This window comes from Streptomyces sp. NPDC060049, assembly GCF_042736715.1.
GTDB lineage: Bacteria > Actinomycetota > Actinomycetes > Streptomycetales > Streptomycetaceae > Streptomyces.
Genome location: NZ_JBHWVV010000007.1, coordinates 78,897 through 102,446 on the forward strand (window position 1 = coordinate 78,897; position 23,550 = coordinate 102,446).

The 23,550-nt window shown below is 73.2% G+C and carries 19 protein-coding genes; 11 read left to right on the forward strand and 8 right to left on the reverse strand.

Features of this window, described 5'->3' with window-relative positions; all coding sequences use genetic code 11:
• Nucleotides 1-70: 70 nt before the first annotated feature.
• A complete protein-coding gene (locus ACFWBY_RS14960) occupies nucleotides 71-2,218 on the forward strand; it encodes a xanthine dehydrogenase family protein molybdopterin-binding subunit (protein ID WP_385342894.1) in 2,148 nt (715 codons plus the stop codon).
• Between the two features lie 106 nt (nucleotides 2,219-2,324).
• Nucleotides 2,325-2,711: a VOC family protein gene (locus ACFWBY_RS14965; protein ID WP_385342896.1), complete on the forward strand. Its 387-nt coding sequence runs from the start codon at nucleotides 2,325-2,327 to the stop codon at nucleotides 2,709-2,711.
• A gap of 223 nt (nucleotides 2,712-2,934) precedes the next feature.
• Here the strand turns inward: ACFWBY_RS14965 and ACFWBY_RS14970 are convergent, their stop codons facing one another.
• Entirely contained in the window at nucleotides 2,935-3,987 is a 1,053-nt protein-coding gene (locus ACFWBY_RS14970; RefSeq protein WP_385342898.1) for a DUF6745 domain-containing protein, read from the reverse strand.
• Nucleotides 3,988-4,044: 57 nt separating this feature from the next.
• Nucleotides 4,045-4,371 (reverse strand): hypothetical protein, encoded by a 327-nt coding sequence (locus ACFWBY_RS14975; protein WP_385342900.1) that lies wholly within the window; start codon nucleotides 4,369-4,371, stop codon nucleotides 4,045-4,047.
• A 222-nt stretch (nucleotides 4,372-4,593) separates the two neighbouring features.
• On the opposite strand from ACFWBY_RS14975, the gene ACFWBY_RS14980 reads away from it, so the two are divergent.
• Entirely contained in the window at nucleotides 4,594-5,556 is a 963-nt protein-coding gene (locus ACFWBY_RS14980) for an STM4015 family protein (protein WP_385342902.1), read from the forward strand.
• 10 nt (nucleotides 5,557-5,566) lie between these two features.
• Nucleotides 5,567-6,640: an STM4014 family protein gene (locus tag ACFWBY_RS14985; RefSeq protein WP_385342904.1), complete on the forward strand. Its 1,074-nt coding sequence runs from the start codon at nucleotides 5,567-5,569 to the stop codon at nucleotides 6,638-6,640.
• 27 nt (nucleotides 6,641-6,667) lie between these two features.
• Here ACFWBY_RS14985 and ACFWBY_RS14990 read toward each other — a convergent pair whose 3' ends face one another.
• From ACFWBY_RS14990 to ACFWBY_RS15000, 3 genes are all read right to left on the reverse strand, one after another.
• Entirely contained in the window at nucleotides 6,668-7,348 is a 681-nt protein-coding gene (locus tag ACFWBY_RS14990; RefSeq protein WP_385342906.1) for a GAP family protein, read from the reverse strand.
• A gap of 69 nt (nucleotides 7,349-7,417) precedes the next feature.
• Entirely contained in the window at nucleotides 7,418-9,289 is a 1,872-nt protein-coding gene (locus ACFWBY_RS14995) for a glycoside hydrolase family 15 protein (RefSeq protein ID WP_385342908.1), read from the reverse strand.
• A gap of 201 nt (nucleotides 9,290-9,490) precedes the next feature.
• On the reverse strand, nucleotides 9,491-10,087 hold the full coding sequence (locus tag ACFWBY_RS15000; RefSeq protein ID WP_385342910.1) for a helix-turn-helix domain-containing protein: 597 nt from the start codon (nucleotides 10,085-10,087) through the stop codon (nucleotides 9,491-9,493).
• A gap of 158 nt (nucleotides 10,088-10,245) precedes the next feature.
• Between ACFWBY_RS15000 and ACFWBY_RS15005 the strand changes: the two genes are divergently transcribed.
• On the forward strand, nucleotides 10,246-11,724 hold the full coding sequence (locus ACFWBY_RS15005) for an MFS transporter (RefSeq protein WP_385342912.1): 1,479 nt from the start codon (nucleotides 10,246-10,248) through the stop codon (nucleotides 11,722-11,724).
• A gap of 398 nt (nucleotides 11,725-12,122) precedes the next feature.
• Here ACFWBY_RS15005 and ACFWBY_RS15010 read toward each other — a convergent pair whose 3' ends face one another.
• From ACFWBY_RS15010 to ACFWBY_RS15020, 3 genes are all read right to left on the reverse strand, one after another.
• Nucleotides 12,123-12,536, reverse strand: a complete 414-nt coding sequence (locus tag ACFWBY_RS15010; protein WP_385342913.1) for a hypothetical protein — start codon at nucleotides 12,534-12,536, stop codon at nucleotides 12,123-12,125.
• A gap of 231 nt (nucleotides 12,537-12,767) precedes the next feature.
• On the reverse strand, nucleotides 12,768-15,281 hold the full coding sequence (locus ACFWBY_RS15015) for a discoidin domain-containing protein (protein WP_385409664.1): 2,514 nt from the start codon (nucleotides 15,279-15,281) through the stop codon (nucleotides 12,768-12,770).
• Nucleotides 15,282-15,460: 179 nt separating this feature from the next.
• The gene (locus ACFWBY_RS15020) at nucleotides 15,461-16,105 is read right to left on the reverse strand and encodes an MBL fold metallo-hydrolase (RefSeq protein WP_385342920.1); all 645 of its coding nucleotides are present in this window, start codon (nucleotides 16,103-16,105) and stop codon (nucleotides 15,461-15,463) included.
• Between the two features lie 225 nt (nucleotides 16,106-16,330).
• Between ACFWBY_RS15020 and ACFWBY_RS15025 the strand changes: the two genes are divergently transcribed.
• The 6 genes from ACFWBY_RS15025 to ACFWBY_RS15050 all read left to right on the forward strand — a co-directional run bounded on the left by ACFWBY_RS15025 (nucleotide 16,331) and on the right by ACFWBY_RS15050 (nucleotide 23,540).
• The gene (locus ACFWBY_RS15025) at nucleotides 16,331-17,239 is read left to right on the forward strand and encodes a GlxA family transcriptional regulator (protein ID WP_385342922.1); all 909 of its coding nucleotides are present in this window, start codon (nucleotides 16,331-16,333) and stop codon (nucleotides 17,237-17,239) included.
• Nucleotides 17,240-17,371: 132 nt separating this feature from the next.
• A complete protein-coding gene (locus tag ACFWBY_RS15030; protein WP_385342917.1) occupies nucleotides 17,372-19,675 on the forward strand; it encodes an FUSC family protein in 2,304 nt (767 codons plus the stop codon).
• 241 nt (nucleotides 19,676-19,916) lie between these two features.
• Complete coding sequence (locus tag ACFWBY_RS15035; RefSeq protein WP_385342977.1) at nucleotides 19,917-20,840, forward strand: D-alanyl-D-alanine carboxypeptidase family protein; 924 nt, start codon at nucleotides 19,917-19,919, stop codon at nucleotides 20,838-20,840.
• Between the two features lie 225 nt (nucleotides 20,841-21,065).
• Nucleotides 21,066-22,436, forward strand: coding sequence for an FAD-binding oxidoreductase (locus tag ACFWBY_RS15040; protein WP_385342979.1), 1,371 nt, complete (start codon nucleotides 21,066-21,068; stop codon nucleotides 22,434-22,436).
• 229 nt (nucleotides 22,437-22,665) lie between these two features.
• A complete protein-coding gene (locus ACFWBY_RS15045; RefSeq protein ID WP_385342981.1) occupies nucleotides 22,666-23,112 on the forward strand; it encodes an SRPBCC domain-containing protein in 447 nt (148 codons plus the stop codon).
• Nucleotides 23,109-23,540, forward strand: coding sequence for an ArsR/SmtB family transcription factor (locus ACFWBY_RS15050; protein ID WP_385342983.1), 432 nt, complete (start codon nucleotides 23,109-23,111; stop codon nucleotides 23,538-23,540). Before ACFWBY_RS15045 ends, ACFWBY_RS15050 begins: the two co-directional genes overlap by 4 nt.
• Nucleotides 23,541-23,550 lie beyond the last annotated feature (10 nt).

The window sequence follows — 23,550 nt, forward strand, 5'->3', positions numbered from 1 at the left end:
GCGGCCCTCCCGGGCGCCCCCTCCCGACCAGCCCTCCGCCCCACTCCCTCCCGGATCGCGAGGACCCGCCATGGACTCCAGCCCCGCCGCCCCGGCGCCCGCCCTCGGCAGCCCCGCCACCCGCCGCGAGGGCCCGGAGAAGGTCACCGGAAGGGCGCTCTACGCGGCCGAGCACGCCCCGCCCGGGCGGGTGTACGGATGGCCGGTACCGGCAACCGTCGCCCGCGGACGCGTCACCGCCGTCGACACCTCCGAAGCCCTCGCGCTGCCCGGCGCCCTCACCGTCCTCACCCCGTACGACGCGCCCAGGCTGGGCCCCGCGGACGACCCCACCCTCCTCGTGCTCCAGAACCCCGAAGTACCCCACCGCGGCTGGTACGTGGCCCTGGCCGTCGCCGAGACCCCGGAGGCGGCCCGCGCCGCGGCGGCGGCCGTCCGCGTCACCTACGACACCGAGCCCCACGACGCGGTCCTGCACACCGGCCACCCGGACGCCTACACCCCCGAACAGGTCAACGGCGGCTACCCCGCCCACCGCGAACGGGGCGACGCGGCCGCCGCCTTCGCCGCGTCGCCGGTCCGGGTGGACTGCGCGTACACCGTGCCGCCGCTGCACAACCACCCCATGGAGCCGCACGCCGCCACCGCGCTCTGGGAGCCCGGCACCGCCCCGGGAGCGGACGGCGACGCCGACGGCACCCTCACCGTGTACGACTCCAGCCAGGGCTCCGGACTCGTACGCTCCACCCTCGCCACGCTCTTCGCACTGCCCGAGGACAGCGTCACGGTGGTCTCCGAGCACGTCGGAGGCGCCTTCGGCTGCAAGGGCACCCCCCGCCCGCACGTCGTCCTCGCCGTGATGGCCGCCCGGCACACCGGCCGCCCCGTCACCGTCGCCCTGCCCCGGCGCCACCTCCCGGCCGTGGTCGGCCACCGCGCGCCCACCCTGCACCGCGTGCGCCTGGGGGCCCGTACGGACGGCACCCTCACGGCCCTCGCCCACGAGGCCACCACCCACACCTCCCGCGTCCGCGAGTTCGTGGAACAGGCCGCCGTCCCCGCCCGCGTCATGTACGCCACCCCGGCCCTGCTCACCACCCACCGCGTCGTCCCGCTCGACGTACCCACGCCCTCCTGGATGCGGGCACCCGGCGAGTGCCCCGGCATGTACGCCCTGGAATCGGCCATGGACGAACTGGCCGACGCCCTCGGCATGGACCCCGTCGAGCTGCGCGTCCGCAACGAGCCCGACGCCGAACCGGACTCCGGGCACCCGTTCAGCAGCCGCCATCTGGTGCAGTGCCTGCGCGAGGGCGCCGCCCGCTTCGACTGGAAGGCCCGGCGCACACCCCGACGGGACGGCCCGCTGCTGATCGGCACCGGGGTGGCCTCCGCCACCTACCCGGTGTACATCGCCCCCTCCTCCGCGCGGGCGCACGCCCTCCCGGACGGCACGTACCTCGTACAGACCAACGCCACCGACCTCGGCACCGGCGCCCGTACCGTCCTCGCGCAGATCGCCGCCGACGCGCTGCGGGTCCCCCTGGACCGGGTGGCGGTGGAGATCGGACACTCGGCGCTGCCGCAGGGCTCGGTGGCCGGCGGCTCGGCGGGCACCGCCTCCTGGGGCTGGGCGGTCCACGACGCCTGTACGAGCCTCCTCGACCTCCTCGCCCGGCGCACCGGACCGCTCCCGGAGGCCGGGGTGTCCGTCCCGGCGGATACGACGGCCTCCGCCAAGCAGAAGTCCCCGTTCGCGCGGCACGCCTTCGGCGCCCACTTCGCTGAGGTGCAGGCCGACACCGTCACCGGCGAGGTCCGGGTCCGGCGGCTCCTGGGCGTCTTCGCCGCGGGCCGCATCCTCAACCCGCTCACCGCACGCTCCCAGCTCGTCGGCGGCATGATCATGGGACTGGGCATGGCCCTCACCGAACACAGCACCGTGGACCCCGCCTTCGGGGACTTCGCCGAGAACGACCTCGCCTCCTACCACATCCCCGCGCACGCCGACGTGCCCGACATCGAGGTGCACTGGGTGGACGAGCACGACAAGCACCTCAATCCGATGGGCAGCAAGGGCATCGGCGAGATCGGGATCGTCGGTACGGCGGCGGCCGTCGGCAACGCCTTCCACCACGCGAGCGGCCACCGGATCCGCGAGCTCCCCCTCACCCCGGACCGGGTCCTGGCGGTCCTCGAAGCGGGCCCGCGCCGGTGAGGACCGCCGCGATCCGGCAGGACGAGGGCGGCGCGGGCCCCGGCGCGGCTCCCGCGCAGGACGGCGTGCCGTTGCCTTCGGGCCGTGGGTGAGGGAAGGTCCGGCCATGGTGCACGTACTGGGCAGCAGGGTTCTGCTGCGCCCCACTGATCCCGAGCGCTCGCGCGTCTTCTACGGGGACGTCCTGGGCCTCGCCGTCTACCGCGAGTTCGGCACCGGCCCCGAGCGCGGCACGGTCTACTTCCTCGGCGGCGGCTTCCTCGAGCTCTCGGGACGTGCCGAGGCACCGCCCGCGCCCGGGATGCGGCTGTGGCTCCAAGTCGCCGACGCGCAGGCGGCGTACGAGGAACTGCGCGCCCGCGGCGCGGAGGTGCTGCGGCCCCCGCTGCGCGAGCCCTGGGGCCTGATCGAGATGTGGCTCGCCGACCCGGACGGCGTGCACATCGCCGTCGTCGAGGTACCGGCCGATCACCCGCTCCGCTTCCGCCCCTGAGCCGGCCGCGGCGTCCGTCCGCGGCCGCTCCGCTCCGGCCGTGCCCGCACACGGCCATGGACGGCGCGAACGTGGGTAGGAGCCTGGTACGGGGTGCGGTCTGGCCATCCAGGCTGCGACGGGGCCGCACCCCGGCCGGGGTGCGGCCCCGGCCGACCCCTGCGAGCCCTGGATGCCGTGCGGTGCCGTATGGCCGGCGCGCCGGCGCCGGGGGCCGGGCCCGTCAGGTCTCCCGGAGCGGCGCGTACGCTTCCGTGTCGAGCCCGAAGGTCCACGCCACCCCCTGCCTCGCGGTCCGCGTGTCCGGCGGCACCCGCAGCCAGTACGTGCGGCTCGTGCCGTCCGGTTCCGGCGTGGAGTTGACCACCTCCACCATCACGACGTCCTCGTCACCCGGAAGCGGCATCCGCCACAGGACGCCCGTCGCGTCCCGGTGCACCGGCTCGGCACCCGATTCGGCGAGGTAGCGCTCGTAGCCGTAGTGCTCCAGCATCACCCGGCGCAGCTCCGCGTTCTCCTCGTCCCGGATGCGCTCGGGCGTCAGCGCCTCCAGCCCGGCGAGGAAATCCGCGGGCACGGGCATCCCGCGCCACGCGTACAGGGCGAAGCCGTCCGGGAACGCGAGGGCGGGGCCGTCTCCGCGGTCCAGGCGTCCCGCCTCGTCCCGGTGCAGCACCGACGGGCGCTCGCACAGGACGGCCAGCCGCTCGTACGGCCACCACCAGCCCGCCGCCCGGGCCACCTCGGCGAGCCCCTCCAGCTCCGTTCCCGCGCCCGTGTCGAAGGCGGACAGCCACGCCGCGTCGTGCTGGCCCAGCACGGCGTCCAGGAGCAGAAGCCGGACCTCCGCCTCCCCGGCGGCGTCCTCGGCCAGCTCCTCGACGAGGCCGGTGCGGATGCGGCCGGCCAGCCGCTCGGTGTTCTCCCACAGCCGGGCTCCCGTCAGGGCCCACCTCCGGCCCCAGCCCAGGGGGCCCAGCCCCTCGTGCAAGCGGGCGCGCTCGGCCGCCCACGGCGCGCTGCGGACCTCCTCCCGCACGCTCCGCCCCCGGACGTCCGTCCCGCACGGGCCGTCCTGATCGCCCAGGAGGCCCATCGCGGCCAGGGGCGAGTCGGCCCACACCACCCGCTCGGGTTCGGGCAGCCCAGCCGCGCGGTAGCCGAGTAGTACGCCCGCCTCCGCTGCCGCCCGGTCCGCCGGTCCGGTCGCCGCCGCGACCCCCCGCCACACGTCCACCCCGTGGAACGCGCCGACCACTTCCGTCACTTCAGCCATGTCCGCCACTTCCGTCATCCCCGTCATGCCCGCCGCCGCCCCAGCCCTCTCCACGCGTCAGTCCGCCACGATCCGCACCGAGCCCGGCACGTACTCCCGCTGTCTCACCACCCGGTACCAGCCCTTCGGCAGGACGATCGCGGCGTGCTCCTCGTGCACCACCCGCCCCCCGTCGGGCAGATGCAGCAGCAGGGGCGCCAACGGACCCGGCTCCCGCACCAGTCGGCCCGGCCCCAGTACGGCGTGCGCGTGCCCCGTCACCTCGCCCAGCGCCAGGACGAGCCGCCCGCGCCCGTCCCGCGGCTCCGAGGGCGTGTCAGCGGCGCGGGACGGCACCGCCGGTTCCTCGAGCGGCACGATGAGTACGTCTCCCTGCCGGTACATGCGGTCCCCCTCCTGCGCGCCGCCCGGTGCGCCGCGTCGTTTCCCACGCTAGGGCGGGGGTCTGACAACAGCTCTCCGACCGCCCCTGCCGCGGCCGTTGTCAGCGCCGCTTGCTACAACTTGCGAGCGGCGCTGACGCGGCACACCGGCGCGGACCACCGGACCCGGCACGCACCGGGGACGGCAACGCGGCGGACACGACAGGCGAGGAACGGCGGGAACATGAGGGACGCGAGCCATCTGCGGGAGTCGTACGGACTGCCCGTCTACGACTTCCCGGGTCACGACGACGAGAAGGGCCTGGGCCGGCTGCCCGAGGCGGACTCCGTCGCGTGGCGGGTCTCCAGCGACACCTACGACGCGAAGGAGAGCTGGCCCGAGGCGTTCGCGCGGTTCACCGCGGCCGTCGACACCACCCGCGTCCGCGCGATCGTGGTCGGCGCGTGGGAGGACGCGTACGACAGCGGCCCGGAGGAGATCATGGCCGCGCTCCTCGGCGCCCGCGACCGACTGCCCGCCCTGCGGGCCCTGTTCCTCGGGGACATGGAGTCCGAGGAGTGCGAGATCTCCTGGATCAGCCAGGGCGACGTCGGACCGCTCCTCGACGGCTTCCCCGAGCTGGAGGAGTTCGGGGTCCGCGGCGGCACCGGCCTCGTCATCCCTCCCCTCACCCACCAGCGGCTGCGCTCCCTCACGGTTCAGACCGGCGGCCTGCCCGCCCGGGCGGTGCGCGACGTCGCCGCCTGCGACCTGCCCGCCCTGCGCCGCCTCGACCTCTGGCTGGGCACGGCGAACTACGGCGGGGACTGCGCGCTGAGCGACCTCGAACCCATCATGGACGGCGGCCGGCTGCCGAGCCTGCGTCACCTCGGGCTGTGCAACAGCGACATCCAGGACGAGATCGCCACCGCCATGGCCTCCGCGCCCGTCGTGGCCCGCCTGGAGACCCTCGACCTGTCCATGGGAGTCCTCACCGACCAGGGCGGCACCGCGCTGCTCGGCGGCCAGCCCCTCACCCACCTCACGGCACTCGACCTCCACCACAACTACCTCAGCGAGCCGCTGAAGCAGCGCCTGCGCGACACCCTGGAGAGCGCCGGCGTGCGACTGGAACTCGACCGGGGCAACGCGGACGAGGACGAGTGGGACGGCCATGTCTGGCGCTTCGTCGCCGTCGGCGAGTAGCGCGGCCGTCATGACGGAGCACACGCCGCGCTGGGCCGTCGTCGGCAACCCCGAGAACCGCCGCGTCGCCCTGTTCACCCGGGCCGTCCTCGACGCCGGGCTGCCCGCGCCCCGCGTCGTGCCCTGGATCTCCGTCCTGCGCGAGGGCGGTGCCGCGTTCGCTCCCGACGAGCTCGTCCGCCTCGACTCGCCGGGGGAGAATCCCGAGGTGGACCGGGCCCTGCGCGGACTGGACGATCCCACCCGCGTGGAGGGGGGTGCCCGCTGGTTCGCGCGGTTCAACGCGGCCGTACTGAGCCTCACCGGCGGCGTACGCCTCGACGACCCCGCCGAGCTGGCCGTCCTCTTCGACAAGCGCAGCTGCCACCGCACCCTGGACGACGCCGGGGTACCCGTGCCCCGCTCCCCGACCTCGGGCGGCGGCGCACCGGTGCGCGGCTGGGACGACGTGCGCACCCTCATGGACGATCACGGCATGCCCCGCGTGTTCGTGAAGCTCGCCCACGGCTCCTCCGCGTCCGGCATCGTCGCCGTCGAGAGGGCCGGCGGGGGCCGTATCCGTGCCACCACCTCGGTCGAGACCGCCGAGGACGGACGCCTGCACAATTCCCTGAGGGTGCGCCGCCTCACGAGCGAACGGGAGACCGCCGCGCTGGTCGACGCGCTGGCCCCGGACGGACTGCACGTGGAGCGCTGGTGGCCCAAGGCCTCCCTTGGGGGCCGTGCCGCCGACCTGCGCGTGGTCGTCGTGGCCGGCAGGGCCACCCACGCCGTGGTCCGCACCAGCCGCTCGCCCATGACCAACCTCCACCTCGGCGGGAGCCGGGGCGACCTGTCCGCCGTGGTCGAGGCCGCGGGCCCCCGCTGGGCCGACGCCCTGGACATCTGCGAACGGGCCGCGGCCTGCTTCCCCGGCACCCTGTGCGTCGGCGTCGACCTGCTGCCCGCCGTCGGCTGGCGGCGGTTCGCCGTCGCGGAGGTCAATGCCTTCGGCGACCTGCTGCCCGGCCTGACCGGCCTGCCGGGCAGCGGAGCCGAGGGCCTCGACACCTACGGCGCCCAGGTCGCCGCCGCCCTCGTGTGAGTCGTGTCCGGCTCCTTGGCCGGCCCGTCATCCCGTGAGCTGGTAGAGGCTCCTGCCGACGAGCCACAGGCCGAGGGCGAGGCAGGTGACCACGATCGCCGGGTCCTTGTGGCGTTCGAGCCATCCGCGCAGGCCGGCCAGGGCGAGCTGGGCCTTCTCGGGCGCGAACACCATGTACAGCTCCATGGCCAGCAGGCTGGAGGTGGCCAGGAGGCAGAAGCCCATCAGGGCCAGATAGGACGCGGTGTGGGAGAGGTCGGCTTGCACGACGGTTGCGGCAGCGGCACCGACCATCCCCCAGGGCTGGAGGAGTACGGCGAGAGCTGCCGCGGACCATCCGGTGGTGTCGTCCACGCGTGACGACAGCGAGGTCGCGGAAGCAGTCGGCTGCCGCTCCTCCAAGGGCGCCCCGTTCGTCGCGGTACGGCGGCGCCGGCGACGGTGCTCGCCGTAGACGATCAGACCCACACCGATGACCAGCGTGGCGGCGAGGGCTGCGATGGAGGGCGGGGAACGGGGCGGGGGCGGCTGCCCGCCGGTGAGGAGCAGAACGACGGCGATGACGACCACGAGGCAGGCCAGCCAGGCGAGGACGAAGACCAGCCCCTTCCGCACTCCGCGGGGTGCGGAGACGACCAGCACGAAGGCCATGATCGGCAAGGGGAAGAGCGTGACGGCCAAGCCGATGAGAAGCAGGTCAAGCACCATGGCCACGCACCCCGCACCCCTGCTTCCCGGCCGCTAGCGGGAAGGTCCGGGACGTCATCCGCGCCGCTCTCACTGCGCGGGCCTCGCGAGCTGGTCGAGTTCGCTGTCGAGCGCGAGGGCGGCGGTGATGAGGGCGAGGTGGGTGAAGGCCTGGGGGAAGTTGCCGAGTTGCTCCCCCGTGGGGCCGATCTCCTCGGCGAACAGGCCGACGTGGTTGGCGTACGTCAGCATCTTGTCGAAGGCGTAGCGGGCCTGTTCGAGCCGTCCCGCCCGCGCGAGCGCGTACACGTAGTGGAAGCTGCAGAGGGAGAACGTGCCTTCGGAGCCCAGCAGACCGTCGGGAGAAGCCTCCGGGTCATAGCGGTACACCAGGCTGTCGGAAACCAGTTCGGCGTCCATGGCGTCGAGGGTGGAGAGCCAGCGCGGGTCTTTGGGGGCGATGAAGCCGACGAGCGGCATCAGCAGCAGGGAGGCGTCCAGGACGGTGCTGCCGTAGTGCTGGACGAACGCCTGCCGCTCCGCGCTCCACCCACGGGTCATGATCTGTTCCATGATGGCGTCGCGGACGGCGGTCCAGCGGGTCAGGTCCGCCGGACGGGCGTTGGCCACCGCTTGGCGGATGCCGCGGTCGAAGGCGACCCAGCACATGAGGCGACTGTAGGTGAAGTCCTTCTGGCCGCCGCGGGTCTCCCAGATGCCCTCGTCGGGACGGTCCCAGTTGTCGCACAGCCAGTCGAGCACGCCCGCGGAGCGCTGCCAGGCGTCGTAGCCGACGACGTCACTGGTCTGACCGGATTCGGCGAGGGCGTAGACGGCCTCGCCGTAGATGTCCAGCTGGAGTTGGTCGGCGGCCCCGTTGCCGGCGCGGACGGGAGACGAGCCGCGCCACCCTTCCAGGTGGTCGAGGATCTCTTCGGTGAGGTGCGGGTCGCCGTCGACGCGGTACATGATCTGCAGGGGTTCGCCGTTGGGGGCGCCGCCGGCCTGCAGCCGTTGCTGCAACCAGCGGCGGAACCCGTGGGCCTCGTCGGTGAAGCCGAGGTCGCGCATGGCGCGTACCGACAGGGAGGCGTCGCGGACCCACGTGTAGCGGTAGTCCCAGTTGCGCTCCCCGCCTTGCTGCTCGGGCAGGCCCATGGTGGCCGCGGCGATGGGCCCGCCGGTGGGAGCGTACGTGAGGAGCTTGAGGGTGATGGCGGAGCGGTTGACCATGTGCTGCCAGCGGCCGCGGTAGGTGCAGCGGCCGATCCAGTCGTGCCAGAAGCGGCGCACGTCCACGAACTGCTGCACCGGCTCGGCCATGCCGAGGGGTGGCGGTGCCTCGCTCCCCGCGTCGCAGACCGTCAGCACGACGGCCGCGTGCTCACCGGCGTGCAGGGTGATGGCCGCGCGCACGTCCTGCCCGTCGCCCTCCAGGGTCACGGGGCCGACGGCTTGCAGGCATGCGCTCACGCCCGGCCCGTCGAAGCGTGCGGTGGAGCCGTCCAGGACGAGCTCGTGCGGTGCCCGGCCGTAGTCGAAGCGGGGACGGCACTCCAGCGTGAAGCGCACGGTGCCGCGTACCACGCGCATGTACCGCACCACTTGGTGCCGGTCCGTGGGGGTGTGCTGCTCGGGGACGGGCATGAAGTCGACGACCTCGCCGACGCCGTCCGCGGTGAGGAAGCGGGTGATGAGGATGGCGGTGTCGGCCAGGTACAGCTGACGGGTGACGACGTCGGCGTCCCCGCGTGCCGGCCCCTGCGCGTCAGGGACTCCGGGGGCGTCCACGGTGATGCCGAAGTAGCCGCCGCGGTCGTGGTCGAGCAGGCCCGCGAAGATGCTGGGCGAGTCGAAGCGCGGCGAGCAGAACCAGTCGAGCACCCCCTCGGAGGAGACGAGTGCGCAGGTCTGCAAGTCTCCGATCAGGCCGTGCTCGGCGATGGGCGGATAAGGGCGCATCAACCCTCCACGTGATCGGCGGGTCCCGGTGCCCACGCGTGGACATGCCGTACGTGGCCCGGCCGCCCGCTCTGCGGCCCCTCCATTCTCGCGGCGCGCTCGGAGGACCGCCACGCAGGCGGCGACGCACCGTGATCGCCGTGACCGGTCGGCGGCTTCGCATCGCCGCTGGGGTGCCCGGCGTCCGGCTCGGGGTGCCGGTCAGGTGCTGGTGCCGCTCCTGGGCTTCGCGCGGACGTGCATGCGCTCTCCCTGCCTGCCGAAGAGGCTGAGGATCTCGACCGGCCGGCCGTCGGCGCTGCTGAACCAGTGCGGCAGGCGCGTGTCGAACTCGGCTGCCTCGCCCGGGCCGAGGACCAGGTCGTGGTCGGCGAGGACGAGCCTCAGCCGGCCGTTGAGCACGTACAGCCACTCGTAGCCCTCGTGCGTGCGGTGGTCCGGTTCGCCGCCCCTGTCGGTGATGATCATCTTGTACGCCTGGAGAGGGCCCGGGGTCCGTGTCAGGGGGATGAACGATCCGCCGCTCGGCAGGGCGTGCGGGGTCAGCCGCACGCGGGGGTCCCCCACCTCCGGCGCCCCGACCAGGTCGTCCAGGGCCACCCGGTAGGCACCGGCGAGCGGGAGCAGCAGCTCCAGGCTGGGGCGGCGCTGCCCGGACTCCAGCCGGGAGAGGGTGCTTTTGGAGATGCCGGTGGCCTCGGAGAGGGCCGCCAGGGTGAGGCCTCGCTGGGCGCGGAGCCGCCGCAGTCGGGGGGCCACCTCGTCGAGTACCGCTCGGTAGGGCGGTGTTTCGTCCATGCCGCCATTCCATCCCGCCGTCCCGGAAATGGCAACAAGAGTTGCCGCTGCCGTTCGCCGGGTCCACGCTCCCGGACATCAGCGGATCCGGCGGCCGGGGCGTAGACCTCGGGAGCAGGGGCTGGATCCGCGGGAGTCACCAGGAAACGGAGTCCACCATGAGTCCCATCAGACCCGTCACCGCCGGACAGCGGGGAACCGCGGCAGCCGGCGACGGGGGAAGGCCGACGGCTTCGGTCCGGTGGGCGCTCAGCGCCCTGTCGCTCTCGATGCTGTTGTCCTCTCTCGGCACCAGCATCGCCAACGTCGGCCTTCCGACGCTGGCGGAGGCGTTTTCGGCCTCCTTCCAGCAAGTCCAGTGGATCGTCCTCTCCTACCTCCTCGCCGTCACCACCCTGATCGTCGGCGTCGGCAGGCTCGGTGACCTCATCGGACGGCGCCGGCTGCTGCTGGGCGGCATCCTCCTGTTCACGGTGGCCTCGGTCCTGTGCGGCCTCGCACCCTCGCTGTGGCTACTGATCGCCGCCCGCGCGGCGCAGGGCCTCGGCGCTGCCGTCATGATGGCCCTGACCATGGCCTTCGTGGGCGAGACCGTCCCGCAGGCGAGGACCGGCAGGGCCATGGGGCTGCTCGCGACGATGTCGGCGATCGGAACCGCTCTCGGTCCGTCACTGGGAGGCGTACTGATCGCCGGACCCGGCTGGCGGGCGCTGTTCCTCGTCAACGCCCCCCTGGGCGTCCTGACCCTCGTCCTCGCCCTCCGCCACCTGCCCGCCGACCGGGAGCGGGAGCAGGAGCAGGGACCCGCGAAGGCCGGCCGGGCCCGCTTCGACCTCGTGGGCACGCTGCTGCTCGCTCTGGCGCTCGGGGCCTACGCCCTCGCCATGACGGTCGGGCGCGGCGGTTCCGGCGTGCTCAACGCCGCCCTCCTGGCGGGTGCCGCACTCGGGGTCGCCCTCTTCGTACGCGCCCAGTCACGAGCGGCCTCACCCCTGATCCGGCCGGCGACGTTCCGTGATCCGGCGCTGAGCGCGAGCCTCGTCATGAGCACGCTCGTCTCGACGGTGATGATGGCGACGCTGGTCGTCGGCCCGTTCTACCTCTCCCGTGCGCTCGGCCTCGGTGAGGCGCTCGTCGGGCTGGTCCTGTCGGCCGGTCCCCTGGTCGCCGCACTGACCGGTGTCCCGGCGGGGCGCCTCGCGGACCGTTTCGGCGCACCGCGCGCGACCGTCGCCGGGCTCGTGGCGATGGCCGTCGGTACGGTCGTCCTGTCGATGGCGTCGGGAACGCCGGGCGCGGCCGGCTACCTCGTCCCCGTCGTCGTGGTCACCGCGGGCTACGCGGTCTTCCAAACGGCCAACAACACCGCCGTGATGACGGACGTCGCCCCGGACCGGCGGGGGGTCACCTCGGGCCTGCTCAACCTGTCACGCAACCTCGGGCTCATCACCGGCACGTCGGTCATGGGCGCGGTGTTCGCACTCGGCTCGGGGACGACGGACGTCGTCACGGCGCCCTCCGCGGCCGTCGCGACGGGCATGCGCGTCACCTTCGCGGTCGCCGCGGTCCTGGTCCTCGTCGCGCTCGCGATCGCGGGCGGAAGCCGCGCCCTGGCCCGGCGCACGGCGGGTGGCTGAGGTTCTCCGCCGGCCGCGTCAGCCCGATGCTCCTGCCGCGCTTGCTGCGCCTGCTGCGCCTGCTGCGCCTGCTGCGCCTGCTGCGCCTGCTGCGCCTGCTGCGGGAACGTTCTCGTGACCGTCCGTTGCGGGCGCCCGGCGACCCTGCGTTCCGACGGGGGCCACGAGTGCCAAGGCCCGCTCCAGGTGCGTGAACGTGCCGGGCCAGGTGTCCGCGAAGACCACGTCGAAGGGTTCCCCGTCGTAGTCCCACAACCACTCGCCTCCCTCCGCGGCCGGCGCACGCGCCTCGCGGCCCGCGCAACGCCTTTGACCGGGGCGGGACTTGCGTCCCCTCCCCCGGCCTCCGCGAGACGGGTCATCGGCGGCGGACGGCGAGGTGGGGCCGCCGTCCGGGATCACGGGCTGATGGCGCTCTCGCAGACGGCCGGCCGGCCGGGCGAGGGCGAGGTGCCCTTCGCGAGTACTTTGCGGCCGTCGAGGAGGATCGAGCAGGTCGCGACCGCGCCCTTGGCGGGAGTGACCGTGACCTTGGCCTTCTTCCCGTCGGCGATCACGACCTCCGCCCGCCGTTCCCCGACCGCGTCGGCCTCGGTGTGCTCGCGCAGGCCGGTGCCCTTCCACGGGTAGCGGCCCTCGGTGTCCTGGTACGTGAAGCCGTACGCGCTCGATCCGGTCACATCCGCCGTGTAGGTGATCGCCCAGGCCTTGCCGAGGTTGCCGCCGACCCGGGCCGCCCCGAAGAGCGCCGCCAAGCCGATCGCGACCACGATCAGTGGTATCGCACAGCAGGCCGCGTACCGAGCACTCATCACCACTCCGTCCGGGCGCCCCCGTCGGGCGCCTCGGTTTCCATCCAATCGGAACGAAAGCGATGATTTGTCATCTTTCCGGTGTAACCGCACCTACGCCGTAGGTCGCATGTCGATGGCACAAGGACCACCGGGCGCCCCCTCGCCGCCGGAACGGGGGCGAGCCCGGCCCGGCGGGATGCCGGACCGGGCTCGGGCACCGGACACCGCTCGGGCGGCCCGGGGCGCGGGTCAGGAGACGGTGACGAACCGGGCGGTGCTCGGCACCCCCTGCGCGTCGAGGGCGAAGAGCATGTAGGTCCCCGGCAGGACCACGCCGGTGTCGGCGGGTACGGACACGGTGTACGCCCCGGTTCCCGCGGGGGTCGACACGAGGGGGACCCGGCGCTGGTCGTTGTCGGTGGAGTGGGTCGCCGCCGCGGACCGCACCAGGACGAAGGACGCCACCGGGCCCTGGGTCGTCACCGTGAGCGAGGTGCCGGGGGCCGTCGTGGCGGGCACGCCTCCGGTGATGACGGGACGCGGCTTCGGAGATCCGTCGGCGTTGAGCAGGTACGGCGGCGTGAAGACGGCCCCGTCGGCGTGGTTGGTCGCGCAGTCTCCGCACAGGCCCCCGCCGCCGGAGAAGACCCGCCCGTCGGGCAACAGGTTGGCCACGCTGTGGTAGTTGCGCGGGATCGCCATGGTGGCGAGCGGGGTGAAGGTGCCGGTTGCCGGATCCCACAGCTCGGGGGTCAGGACCGACGTCGCGTCGCTGAACGGCACCGGGTAGGACTGTCCGCCGAAGACGATCACCTTGCCGTCGGGCAGGACGACGCTGTTGCTGAAGGCCCGGGCGTACCCCATGTCGCCGGTGCGGGCGGCCTCCACCTGGCTGCCCGTGAAGCTCACGGTGTAGGCGCGCCGCGTGGCGGGCGTGTTCTCGTAGGCGGGCGAGCCGCCCAGCGTGAGCAGTTTGCCGATGTCGTAGGCGACGGCGTTGCCGGTCATGGCGTCCGGGCTGTCGGCCCGGGTGCCGGCGGCGGTGATACCGCCCTGGCCGGCGGTCGTGATCCAGTTCATCTGCTTGCTCGGGCCGAGTTGCAGCACCTTGCCGCCCGAGGTGGCGTGCAGCCACATGTGGTTGTCGGCGCGGTAGGCGCCGGCGGGGTCGGCCGTCATCGCCGGCAGGGCGGAGACGCCGGGGAGCCCCCGCCAGGTGCGGGTGTCCGGCGACCAGACCTCGCCGGCCTTGTCACCCGGGGTTCCGCTCCAGGATCCGCCGAGGACGAAGGCCTCGCCGGTGGAGAGCAGCGTCATGGCCTGGTAGCCGCGGGCGATGTTCATGCTGGTGGTGGAGGACCACTGGTCGGTGGCCGGGTCGTAGATGCTGGCCTTCTCCGCGTTGCTGCCCCCGGTGACGAGCACGCGGCCGTCGGCCAGCATGGCTATGCCGGGGCAGAACATGTCGTGGCCGGTGTTGTCGATGCGCCGCTGGGTGACCTTGCCCGTCTTCAGGTCCAGGATCGCGGTCTGGGTGTAGCCGTTGCTGCCGCCGAAGCGGTCGACCGCGTAGGCGGACCAGGCGAGCAACTTGTCGCCCGGCAGGACGGCGGTGGCCACGGGAACCAGCGGGAAGCCGGTGATCTTGCCCCAGGAGCCGTGGACGGCCGGGCCGGCCGGGCCGCTCAGGCGTATCTCGGACGCGGAGGTCCACGGCCCGCGGTTGCCGGCCTCGGTGGTCACGGTCAGACGGACGAAGCGGGCGTTCTCGGTCCGGATGAACGTGGCGGTCTTGACGGTGTCGTCGTCCCGCCAGGTGCCCACGGCCACGGGCGCGCCGAAGGTGGTGCCGTTCGTGCTGGTGGTGATGGTGTAGGCGCCCGCCCGGCCGTTGGGCCCGCTCGCGCGGGGGTGGTAGACGAGCGCGGAGACGGCCGCCTCGCGGTGCATGTCGATGGTGAGGGTGTGCGGCAGCGGGACGGGGGTGCCGGCATATCGGCTGTGCCAGATGGTGCCGGCGTCGCCGTCGAGCACGTTGGCCGCGCGGCCGTTCTCCGCGACGGTCTCCTCGTCGCTCGCCGCGGCCGTCCATCCGGTCCGGGGCAGGTCGACGGTGGCCGCCGGGGTTCCGGGGTCGCCGAGCAGGTTGATCTCGGCGGCGGAGGTCCACGGCCCTCGGTTGCCGGCTTCGGTGAGCGCCGTCAGCCGAAGGAACCGGGCCCCCTGCGGGGCGAACCCGAGCGTCTTGGTGGCGGCGTCGTCCGCGAGGGTGCCGGTGGCGACCGGGCTCCCCCAGTCCTGTCCGTTCGTACTGACACTGATCGTGTACTCACCGACGCGGCCGTTGGCCCCGCTCGCGCGGGGGCGGTAGACGAGCGCGGAGACCACCGCCGTGCGGTGCATGTCGATGGTGAGGGTGTGCGGCAGCGGGAGGAGAGTCCCGGCATACCGGCTGTGCCACATGGTGTTGGCGTCGCCGTCGAGCACGTTGGCCGCGCGGCCGTCCTCCGCGACGGTCTCCTCGTCGCTCGCCGCGGCCGTCCATCCGGCCCGGTCGAGAACCGGGGCCGTGGGTTCCATGGCGTTCGCCGGTGCGATGCCGTGGTGCGGGGACTGTACTGCCGCGCCGCCGTCGGCGGGCGTGGGCCGGGGCACCGGGGCGCGGCCGGCCCCGACCGGGCTCGCGACCCCGAGCCACGGCGTGAGACCGAGCAGCAGCGAGCCGAGGCCGAAGGCTATGAGCAACCGGGACCTGCGTAACACGCGGGGAAAGGCGAGGGAGCGCCTGGACTGCAATCTGACCTCCTGGGGCGAACGGTTGACCCCAGAGAACATAGATCAGCACAACGACAACTCAGCGACGAATAGCCAGAGTTGAGGCAAATCCGTATCGCCGCGCGGATATCCGGCGATACCCCTGTGGCGGGTGCGGCGGGGCCGGACTACAGCGGCACGCTGCCGTCGGCCTCGAACGCGCCGCCGTGCCCGGGCACGATCAGGTCCGCCGCGGCCAGCACCCGCCGCCGGGAAGCGCGCAGTACCTCGCGGTCCGGAGCCACCGGGTCGTCGGCGGGACCGGCCGAGTGCCACCACAGGTCGCCGGCGAACGCCACCACGCCCGAGTCGGTGCCGGCCAGCAGGGTGATGTCCTCGAGGCTGTGTCCCGGAGTGCGGATCAGCCGCAGCGACGGGGTCAGTTCGTAGCCTTCGGCGTCCCGGTTGTTCCACTTGTCGCCCAGGTACTCCACCTTGTGGTCGTGGACACGAGCCTTGCCGAACAGGCCGACGTTCATGGTGTTGTCCGGGTGGTGGTGACTGAGCACCACGTCGGTGATGTCGTCGGGGCCGAGCCCCAGTTCCGCGAGCGGGCCGAGGATGTCCTCGCGGCTGGAGACCATGCCCGGGTCGAAGATCACGTGGCGGCCGGCATCGGACACGTAGGAGACGGTGGCGGCGACGCCCGGGCCGGTGGATCCGACGTAGCCGGTGGTCAGGATCGTGAACACGGCGCTGCGGCCGAGCGGTGCGTCGGTCCGGATGCCGGTCTCGGTGTCGGTTCCGGCAGGGGTGTTGGTGGTGGTGTTCATCGTGGTCGCCGTCTCGGTGTCGGTCGCGGTGTCGGTCGCGGTGTCGGTCGCGGTGTCGGTCTTCGTGTTCGTCATGGCTGTCATCCTGCCGCCCCGTCCGAGCGCTCACGAGTGGCACACTTGCCAGTGATCGCAGGATTCGTGCCATCGTTCGCGCCGCCGTGCCACACTGCTCCGGTGCCTCCTTTCACCACCGTCGCCGCGTACGTTCCTCCCGGTGTCGGCATGCTCGCCGTGGGCATCGTCACCGAGGTCTTCGGACCGCACGGGCAGGGGGTGCCCGGCTTCGACTTCGCCCTGTGCGCCGAACGGCCCGGGCCGGTCCCCACCGACATCGGCGTGCCGCTCGCGATCGCGCACGGACTCGACCGGCTGGCCGCCGCCGACCTGGTGATCGCCCTGCCGGGGGCCGGCTTCCGCACTCCGCCCGGCCCGTCGGTACTCGGCGCGCTGGAGGCCGCGTACGAGGGCGGCGCGCTGGTCGCTGCCCACTGCGTCGGCACGTTCGCGCTCGCCGAAGCCGGGCTGCTCGACGGGCGACGGGCCACCACCCACTGGAGGTTCGCCGAACTGCTGGCCGGGCGCCACCCGGACGTCACCGTCGAACCGGACGCCCTGTACATCGACGAGGGCCGCATCATCACGGGTGCGGGGGCCGCCGCCGGCTTCGATCTGTGCCTGCACCTGCTGAGGCGGGAGCACGGGGCCGCGCTGGCCAACGCCGTCGCCCGGGACATGGTGCTGCCCTCCCACCGCGACGGCGGACAGGCCCAGTACCTGGCCGCCCCCGTCCCCGAGGACTGCGAGGACGAGCGCCTGGCCGAAGTGCTCGCCTGGGCCCGGGAGCACCTCCACGAGCCGCTCCCCGTCGCCGAACTGGCCCGGCGCGCCATGATGAGCAAGCGATCCTTCGCCCGCCGCTTCACCGCCGCGACCGGCACCACCCCTCACGCCTGGCTGCGGAACCTGCGGCTGAGCGGCGCCGAGGAACTCCTGGAGACCACGGACCTGCCCGTCGAGGAGATCGCTCGGCGGGTCGGCTACGGGAGCGCGGCCGTACTGCGCGAACAGTTCGTGCGGCGCCGCGGCGTACCGCCCCGCTCCTACCGCCGTTCCTTCACGAGTGCGCCCTGACGGTCCGGATCCGCGGCGCACAAGGGGCGAAGCGCCTGCCGGCCCTGCTGTTGACACCCGCTGATCCGCCGTAGGGAAGGGTGGGCGACAACGCCCGCGCAGGTCGGCCGGGGCGGTGCGTGGGACGCTGAGATGGTGCGTGCCCTCATGGAGCTGCGGACGGGCACCGGCCCCCTGCCGGCGGCCGCGCGCCGGGCCGTCCGGGTCACCCTCGCCGCCTGCGCCGGCTTCTACGGGTTCCTGTACGGGCTGGACCAGCCCGTCACCGCCACCTACGCGCTCTTCTCGGCCGTCTCGCTGGGCGGTCTGTCGCGGATACCGGGCACCGGCCGCCAGCGGGCCTCCCTCATCGCCCGCCTGCTCCCCGCCGCTTGCGCGCTCGTCGTCGTGGGGACCTTGCTCTCCGTACGGACCTGGGCCGCCGTGACCGGAATGCTGGTCATCGGTTTCGGCGTGGCCTTCAGCGCGGTGGCCGGACCCCGCCCGGCGGGCGCGGCGCCCGGACTCCAGCTGCTGTACATCCTGCCCAGCTTCCCGCCCTACGCCCCGGACACCCTCGGCGAACGGCTGACCGGCACCGTTACCGGCATCCTGCTGCTGATCCTCGCCGAGACGTTCCTGCTTCCCGACCCGCCCGTCCCCCGATACCGCGACCGGGCCGCCGAAGCCGCGGCCGAAGCCGCCCGGTGCGCCGCCGCACTGGAGGAGCCGCCCCACACCCTTCCCGACGGGGAGACCGCCCGGGCCTCGGAGCTCGCCCAGGCCCTGCGCCCCTCCCGGGTCCCGGAGGCGGAACGGCCCGCCGGGCCCGGTCTGCGGGAGCGCGCGCTGACCCACACCGGGCTCGCGGCCCGAACCCTGCTCAGCTGCCTCCAGGCCCTGCCACCGCCACCGGCGGGCCGGCGGGCCGAGCCGGCCGGGCTGGACCTCGTACGGGCCGTACGCGAGTCGGCGGCCGGGACCGCCGCCCTGCTCGGGGCGGGGCGTACGCCTGCGACCGGCTCCGCCACCCTGCGGAGCCTGCGCGCCTCCCTCGCCCGGACGTCCGTGACGGAGCCCGGCTCGGGGCTGCGGCACGCCAAGCTCGTCGAGGTGGCGGACGCCGCGCTGGTCCTTCGCGGGGCCGCGGAGATCGCCGTACGGGGGCGCGCGGCGACCTTGCCGCCCGAACCGGTGCCGACACCGGACGCGGGCACGGGCACGGGCACGGGAGCGGAACCGGGCACGGCGACCGCACGGAGAACGGGATCGGCACGGAAAGCGGGATCGGCACGGGGACCGGGATCGGCACGGGGACCGGGATCGGCATCCGGCCCGCAGCCGCCCGACCGGTTCTGGTACGCCCGGCAGAGCACGCTCCGGCTCTGGTGGATCCGGTTCTCCGCGCACGGCGGGCCCAGGTCCGTGCACTTCCAGAACGCCGTCCGGCTCGGCCTGGCCCTCTCCGTCGCCCGGGCCGTCGCCGGACTCGTCTCCCTGCCGCACGGGTTCTGGGCGATGCTCGCGGTCCTCAGCCTGACCCGTACCACCGCCGTGCAGACCCGGGCCACCGTCCGCCTGGCCCTGATCGGCACCGGCGCGGGCGCCCTCGCGGCCGGCTCGGTCCTGGCGCTGGCCGGGGAGGCGAACGTCGTGTACGAGATGGTGCTGCCGCCCCTGATGCTGTTTGCCTTCTGCGTCGGGCCGGTCCGCGGAGTCGGCTGGGCGCAGGCGATGTTCACGCTGGTCATCGCCATGGCGTTCGCCCAACTGGCGCCCGTCACCTGGAAGCTGGCCGAGGTCCGGTTCATGGACGTACTGATCGGCAGCGTGATCGGCAGCGTGTGCGGGCTGCTGGCCTGGCCTCGCGGTGCGCACGACGAGCTGAGGCGCGCCGTCTCCGAATTGCTGCGCGCCGCCGCGGACGACGTCCAGGCGATCACGGCCGCCGTGGGACGGACCGGACCCGAGGGCGCCGACCAGCGGGTGCGGCACTCGCTGATCATGGCGGAGACCGCCTACGCCCAGTACCAGACCGAGCGGCAGCGCCCGGCCGGACCCGGCCGGGACTGGCACGCCGCGATGATGGCCGGCCACCACGTGCTCTGGGGCAACCTGCGGCTCCTCGGCGCCCAGGCCGGACCTCGGCCCGGGCCGCGCGAGGACGCCACCGTCCGGGAGTACGGGATCCGGGTGGCGGCGGGCCTGCGCGACACGGCCCGCGTCGCCGGACCGCCGTACGCCACCGTGCCGGTCGATCCGGCCGGCGCGACGAGTCCGTCCGCTCGCTCCGCGCCGCCCGCCCCGACCGGCACGGGCGGCGCGACCGCCGTCGCGCCCCCCGTCTTCTTCGCCGCGATGGCCTGGCTGGACGGCTTGAGCCGCGACCTGGCCCTTCTCGACCGGGTGGCGCCCGACGCGGCATCCGACCCGGACTCCGGCCGGGCCCGGGCCTGAACCGAGGCGGACCGCACCGCGCCCCACCGCCCTCGCCCCACCGCGCCGAGCCGACCTCACCGCTCCGCATCCAACATCGCCCGGACCATGGGAAATCAGGTCAATCCCACCCCGCTGCGGCGGCGTGCGCCGAGGGCGGCGCGCGGCCGCATAAGCTCCCGAAGGGGCGGGGACACCTCGGTGTCCCCGCCCCTTCGGGGATTCTTCAGCCAACACGGGAACTGACTTGATAAGCAATCTGATGCGCCGCGGACGCGGCGTACTCGCCGTCACCATCGCCACCGGAGCCCTCCTCACCGCGACCGCGCCGGCCCAGGCCGCCGCCGCGCCGCCGGTCACCGCCTCGGGCGCGTTCTTGATGGACGGCACCACGGGGGCCACGCTCTCCTCCAAGGCGGCTGACACCAAGCGCCAGATGGCGAGCACCACGAAGATCATGACGGCCGTCGTGGTGATCACCACACCGGGCGCCGACCTCAACAAGAAGGTCACCGTCAAGCAGGAGTACTTGGACTACGTCACCCGGGAGGGTGCGAGCTCGGCCCACCTCAAAGTGGGCGCCACACCGACGGTCCGCCAACTGCTGTACGCACTGATGCTCCCTTCGGGCTGCGACGCCGCGTACGCGATCGCGGACACCTTCGGCACGGGCCCGACCACGGCAGCCCGCACGGCGGACTTCATCACGAAGATGAACGCCAAGGCGAAGAAGCTGGGCCTGACCAACACGGTCTACGACTCCTTCGACGGCATCTCGCCCACCGGCAAGAACCTCACCACCCCCCGCGACCTGGCGAAGCTCACCAAGTACACGATGGGCAGCAGTACCTTCCAGAAGCTCGTGAAGACCACCTCGATCAGTAGCGGCGGCACCTCGACCGACGCCAGGTGGACGAACAGCAACCTGCTGGTCCAGCCCCGCCCGACCGGATACGCGTTCCCGGGTGCGATCGGCGTCAAGACCGGCACCGGCACGGCCGCGGGCAAGTGCCTCGTCTTCTCCGTGACCCGCAACGGCAAGACGGTCATCGGAGTCCTGCTGAACGACGAGGAGCGCTACGCGGACGCGATGAAGCTCTCCGACTGGGCCCTGGGCCCGGCGGCCGGCTCCAAGACCGCCCTGCAGCGCGGTGACACCGAGCCGATCCCCGACGTCCTCGACTGACGGGGACGACGCCCACGATGACGCCCCGGACCGCCCGGTCCGGGGCGTCACGCGTTCCGCCGACCGGTCATCGCGCGCACGACAGGCCGCGCACGCGGACCGGCGGGCCGACGGGACGGCCCTCCACGGTCTCGGGTTGAGGCCTCGCGCCATCGGCGTAGCGTGAAAGGGAGCCGAGCTCGGTGACAGGCGCGTGGCGGCATACAGGCACGAGGAGCGATCGCTATGGGAAAGCTCTCGATCGAGCAGTTGCGTGAACGTGTCCGCGGGGTGGTCACCACCCCTGACGACGATGCCTACGACGAGGCGCGCGTGGTCTACAACGCCATGATCGACAGGCGGCCGGCTGCCGTCGTGCGCTGCGTCAACGCGGGCGACGTCATGGCCGTGGTCGATTTCGCGCGCGAGAACGAACTCGACCTCGCGGTGCGGGGTGGCGGGCACAGCGTGCCCGGCTTCGGCACCTGCGACGGAGGCGTCGTAGCCGACCTGTCCGGGATGCGCGGCGTGCGCGTCGACCCCGGGCGCCGGACGGCACGCGCCGAAGGCGGCGCGACCTGGGGTGACTTCAACGCGGCGACCTACGCCTTCGGTCTGGCGACGACCGGGGGGATCATCTCGACCACGGGTGTCGGCGGGCTCACCCTCGGCGGCGGCATCGGCTATCTCTCCCGCGGACTCGGGCTGAGCTGCGACAACCTGATCTCCGCCGACGTGGTGACCGCGGACGGCCGGCTGCTCGTCGCCAGCGAGGAGGAGAACGACGACCTCTTCTGGGCACTTCGCGGTGGCGGCGGGAACTTCGGCGCGGTGACCTCCTTCGAGTTCCGGCTCAGCCCCGTCAAGGACATCTACGGCGGGCCGATGCTCTTCGAACCGGAAGACGCAGCCACCGTACTGCGCTCCTTCAGCGAGTACATCGCCGATGCGCCGGAGGAACTCGGCGCCTTCCCCGCCTTCCAGCTGGCGCCGCCGCTCCCGTTCATCCCGGAGGACCGGCACGGCGACCCCTTCGTCCTGATCGTGTCGTGCTGGGCGGGACCGCTGGAGGAGGGGCAGCGCGCCCTCCAGGCCTTCCACGACTTCGCGCCGGTGGTCGCCGAGCACGTCGGACCCATGCCGTACCCCGCGCTCAACAGCGCCTTCGACGCACTGGTACCGCCCGGTCTCCAGCACTACTGGAAGGCCAACTTCGTGACCGAGCTGAGCGACGCCGCGATCGCGGCGCACGGGCAGCACGGGCCACGGCTGCCGGCCGTGAACTCGACGGTCCACATCTACCCCATCAACGGTGCCTGCCACCGCGTCGCGCCGGAGGCAACGGCCTTCGCCTACCGGGACGCCTCGTTCGCCACCGTCATCGCCGGGATGTGGCCCGAGCCCGCCGACAACGAGGCCAACATCGGGTGGGTGCGCGACTACTACGAAGCGACCGCCCCGCACTCGGAGGAAGGCGGATACGTCAACTTCATGGCCGACGACGACCAGGACCGGATCAGGGCCAACTACAAGTCCAACTACGACCGCCTCGTCGAGGTCAAGGGGAAGTACGACGCGGGAAACCTGTTCCACTTGAACCAGAACATCAAGCCGTAGGCCTCTGACGACGGCTCACCACGCCCACGTCACGACCCGACGCACGTCACGGACCGGTCATCGAGTGCAGCCGGTCGAACGCGTCGCGGGCCCGGCGGCGGCCCGCTTCTTCTTGCCCGGACACGCGGAATCATCGTCTCCCCCATTGGTGCAACCCCTCGGTTGCGCGAGATCGATCGATGTGCAACTCTGGAGTTGCATCCAATGGCGGCGACGAAGGAGTCACCTGATGAGCACGGATCGAATCGAACGCGAAACCCTGATCGAGGCATCCTTGGAGCGCGTCTGGTCCCTGGTGGCCGAGCCGGGCTTCTGGGTGGCCGACGAAGCGAGCGTGTCCGGCACCATGGCCAGGGAAGGAGAGTCGATCGTGGCGAGGAACTCCGAGTACGGCGACTTCCCGGTGCGCGTGGAGAAAGTCGAACCGCCGACGTACCTGGCCTACCGCTGGGCCAGCGCGTTCCCCGGTCAGGAGCTGCGCGAGGACAACAGCACCCTGGTGGAGTTCACCCTGACCCAGGAGGGCGACAAGACGCGGCTGCGTGTCGTCGAGAGCGGGTTCGCGACGCTGGCCGGGTCCGCGGAACTGCGCGGCAAGGCGCTGGAGGACAACACCGGCGGATGGCCGCAGGTGCTCGACGCCTTCAAGAAGCGCGCCGAGCAGCCGCCCGCGTGACCGAGGAACGATCGGGCACCGGCCAGGCGGTGGACGACGTCCTCTCCGCACTGGCCGACCCGACCCGGCGCAAGCTGCTCGACCTGCTCGCCGCACGGGGCGAGGTCACGGCGACGACGCTCGCCGAAGACCTTCCCGTCTCCCGGCAGGCGGTGGTCAAGCACCTCGCCGTCCTGGACGCCGCCGGCCTGGTCCGCGGCAGCCGGGTAGGGCGCGAAGTCCGGTACACGGTACGGCCCGCGGCCCTGGACACGACGGCGCGGTGGATGGCCACGCTCGCCGCCGACTGGGACCGCAGGCTGGCGGGCATCAAACGCGTCGCCGAGACGGCGGAGCGGGCGGCGGCCGCCGAGCGGCAGCCCGCGGAGGGAGAGCCCGCGGAGGGAGAGCCCGCGGAGGGTGAGGGCACAGAAGGGGACTCGCCCTGACGGACCGCGG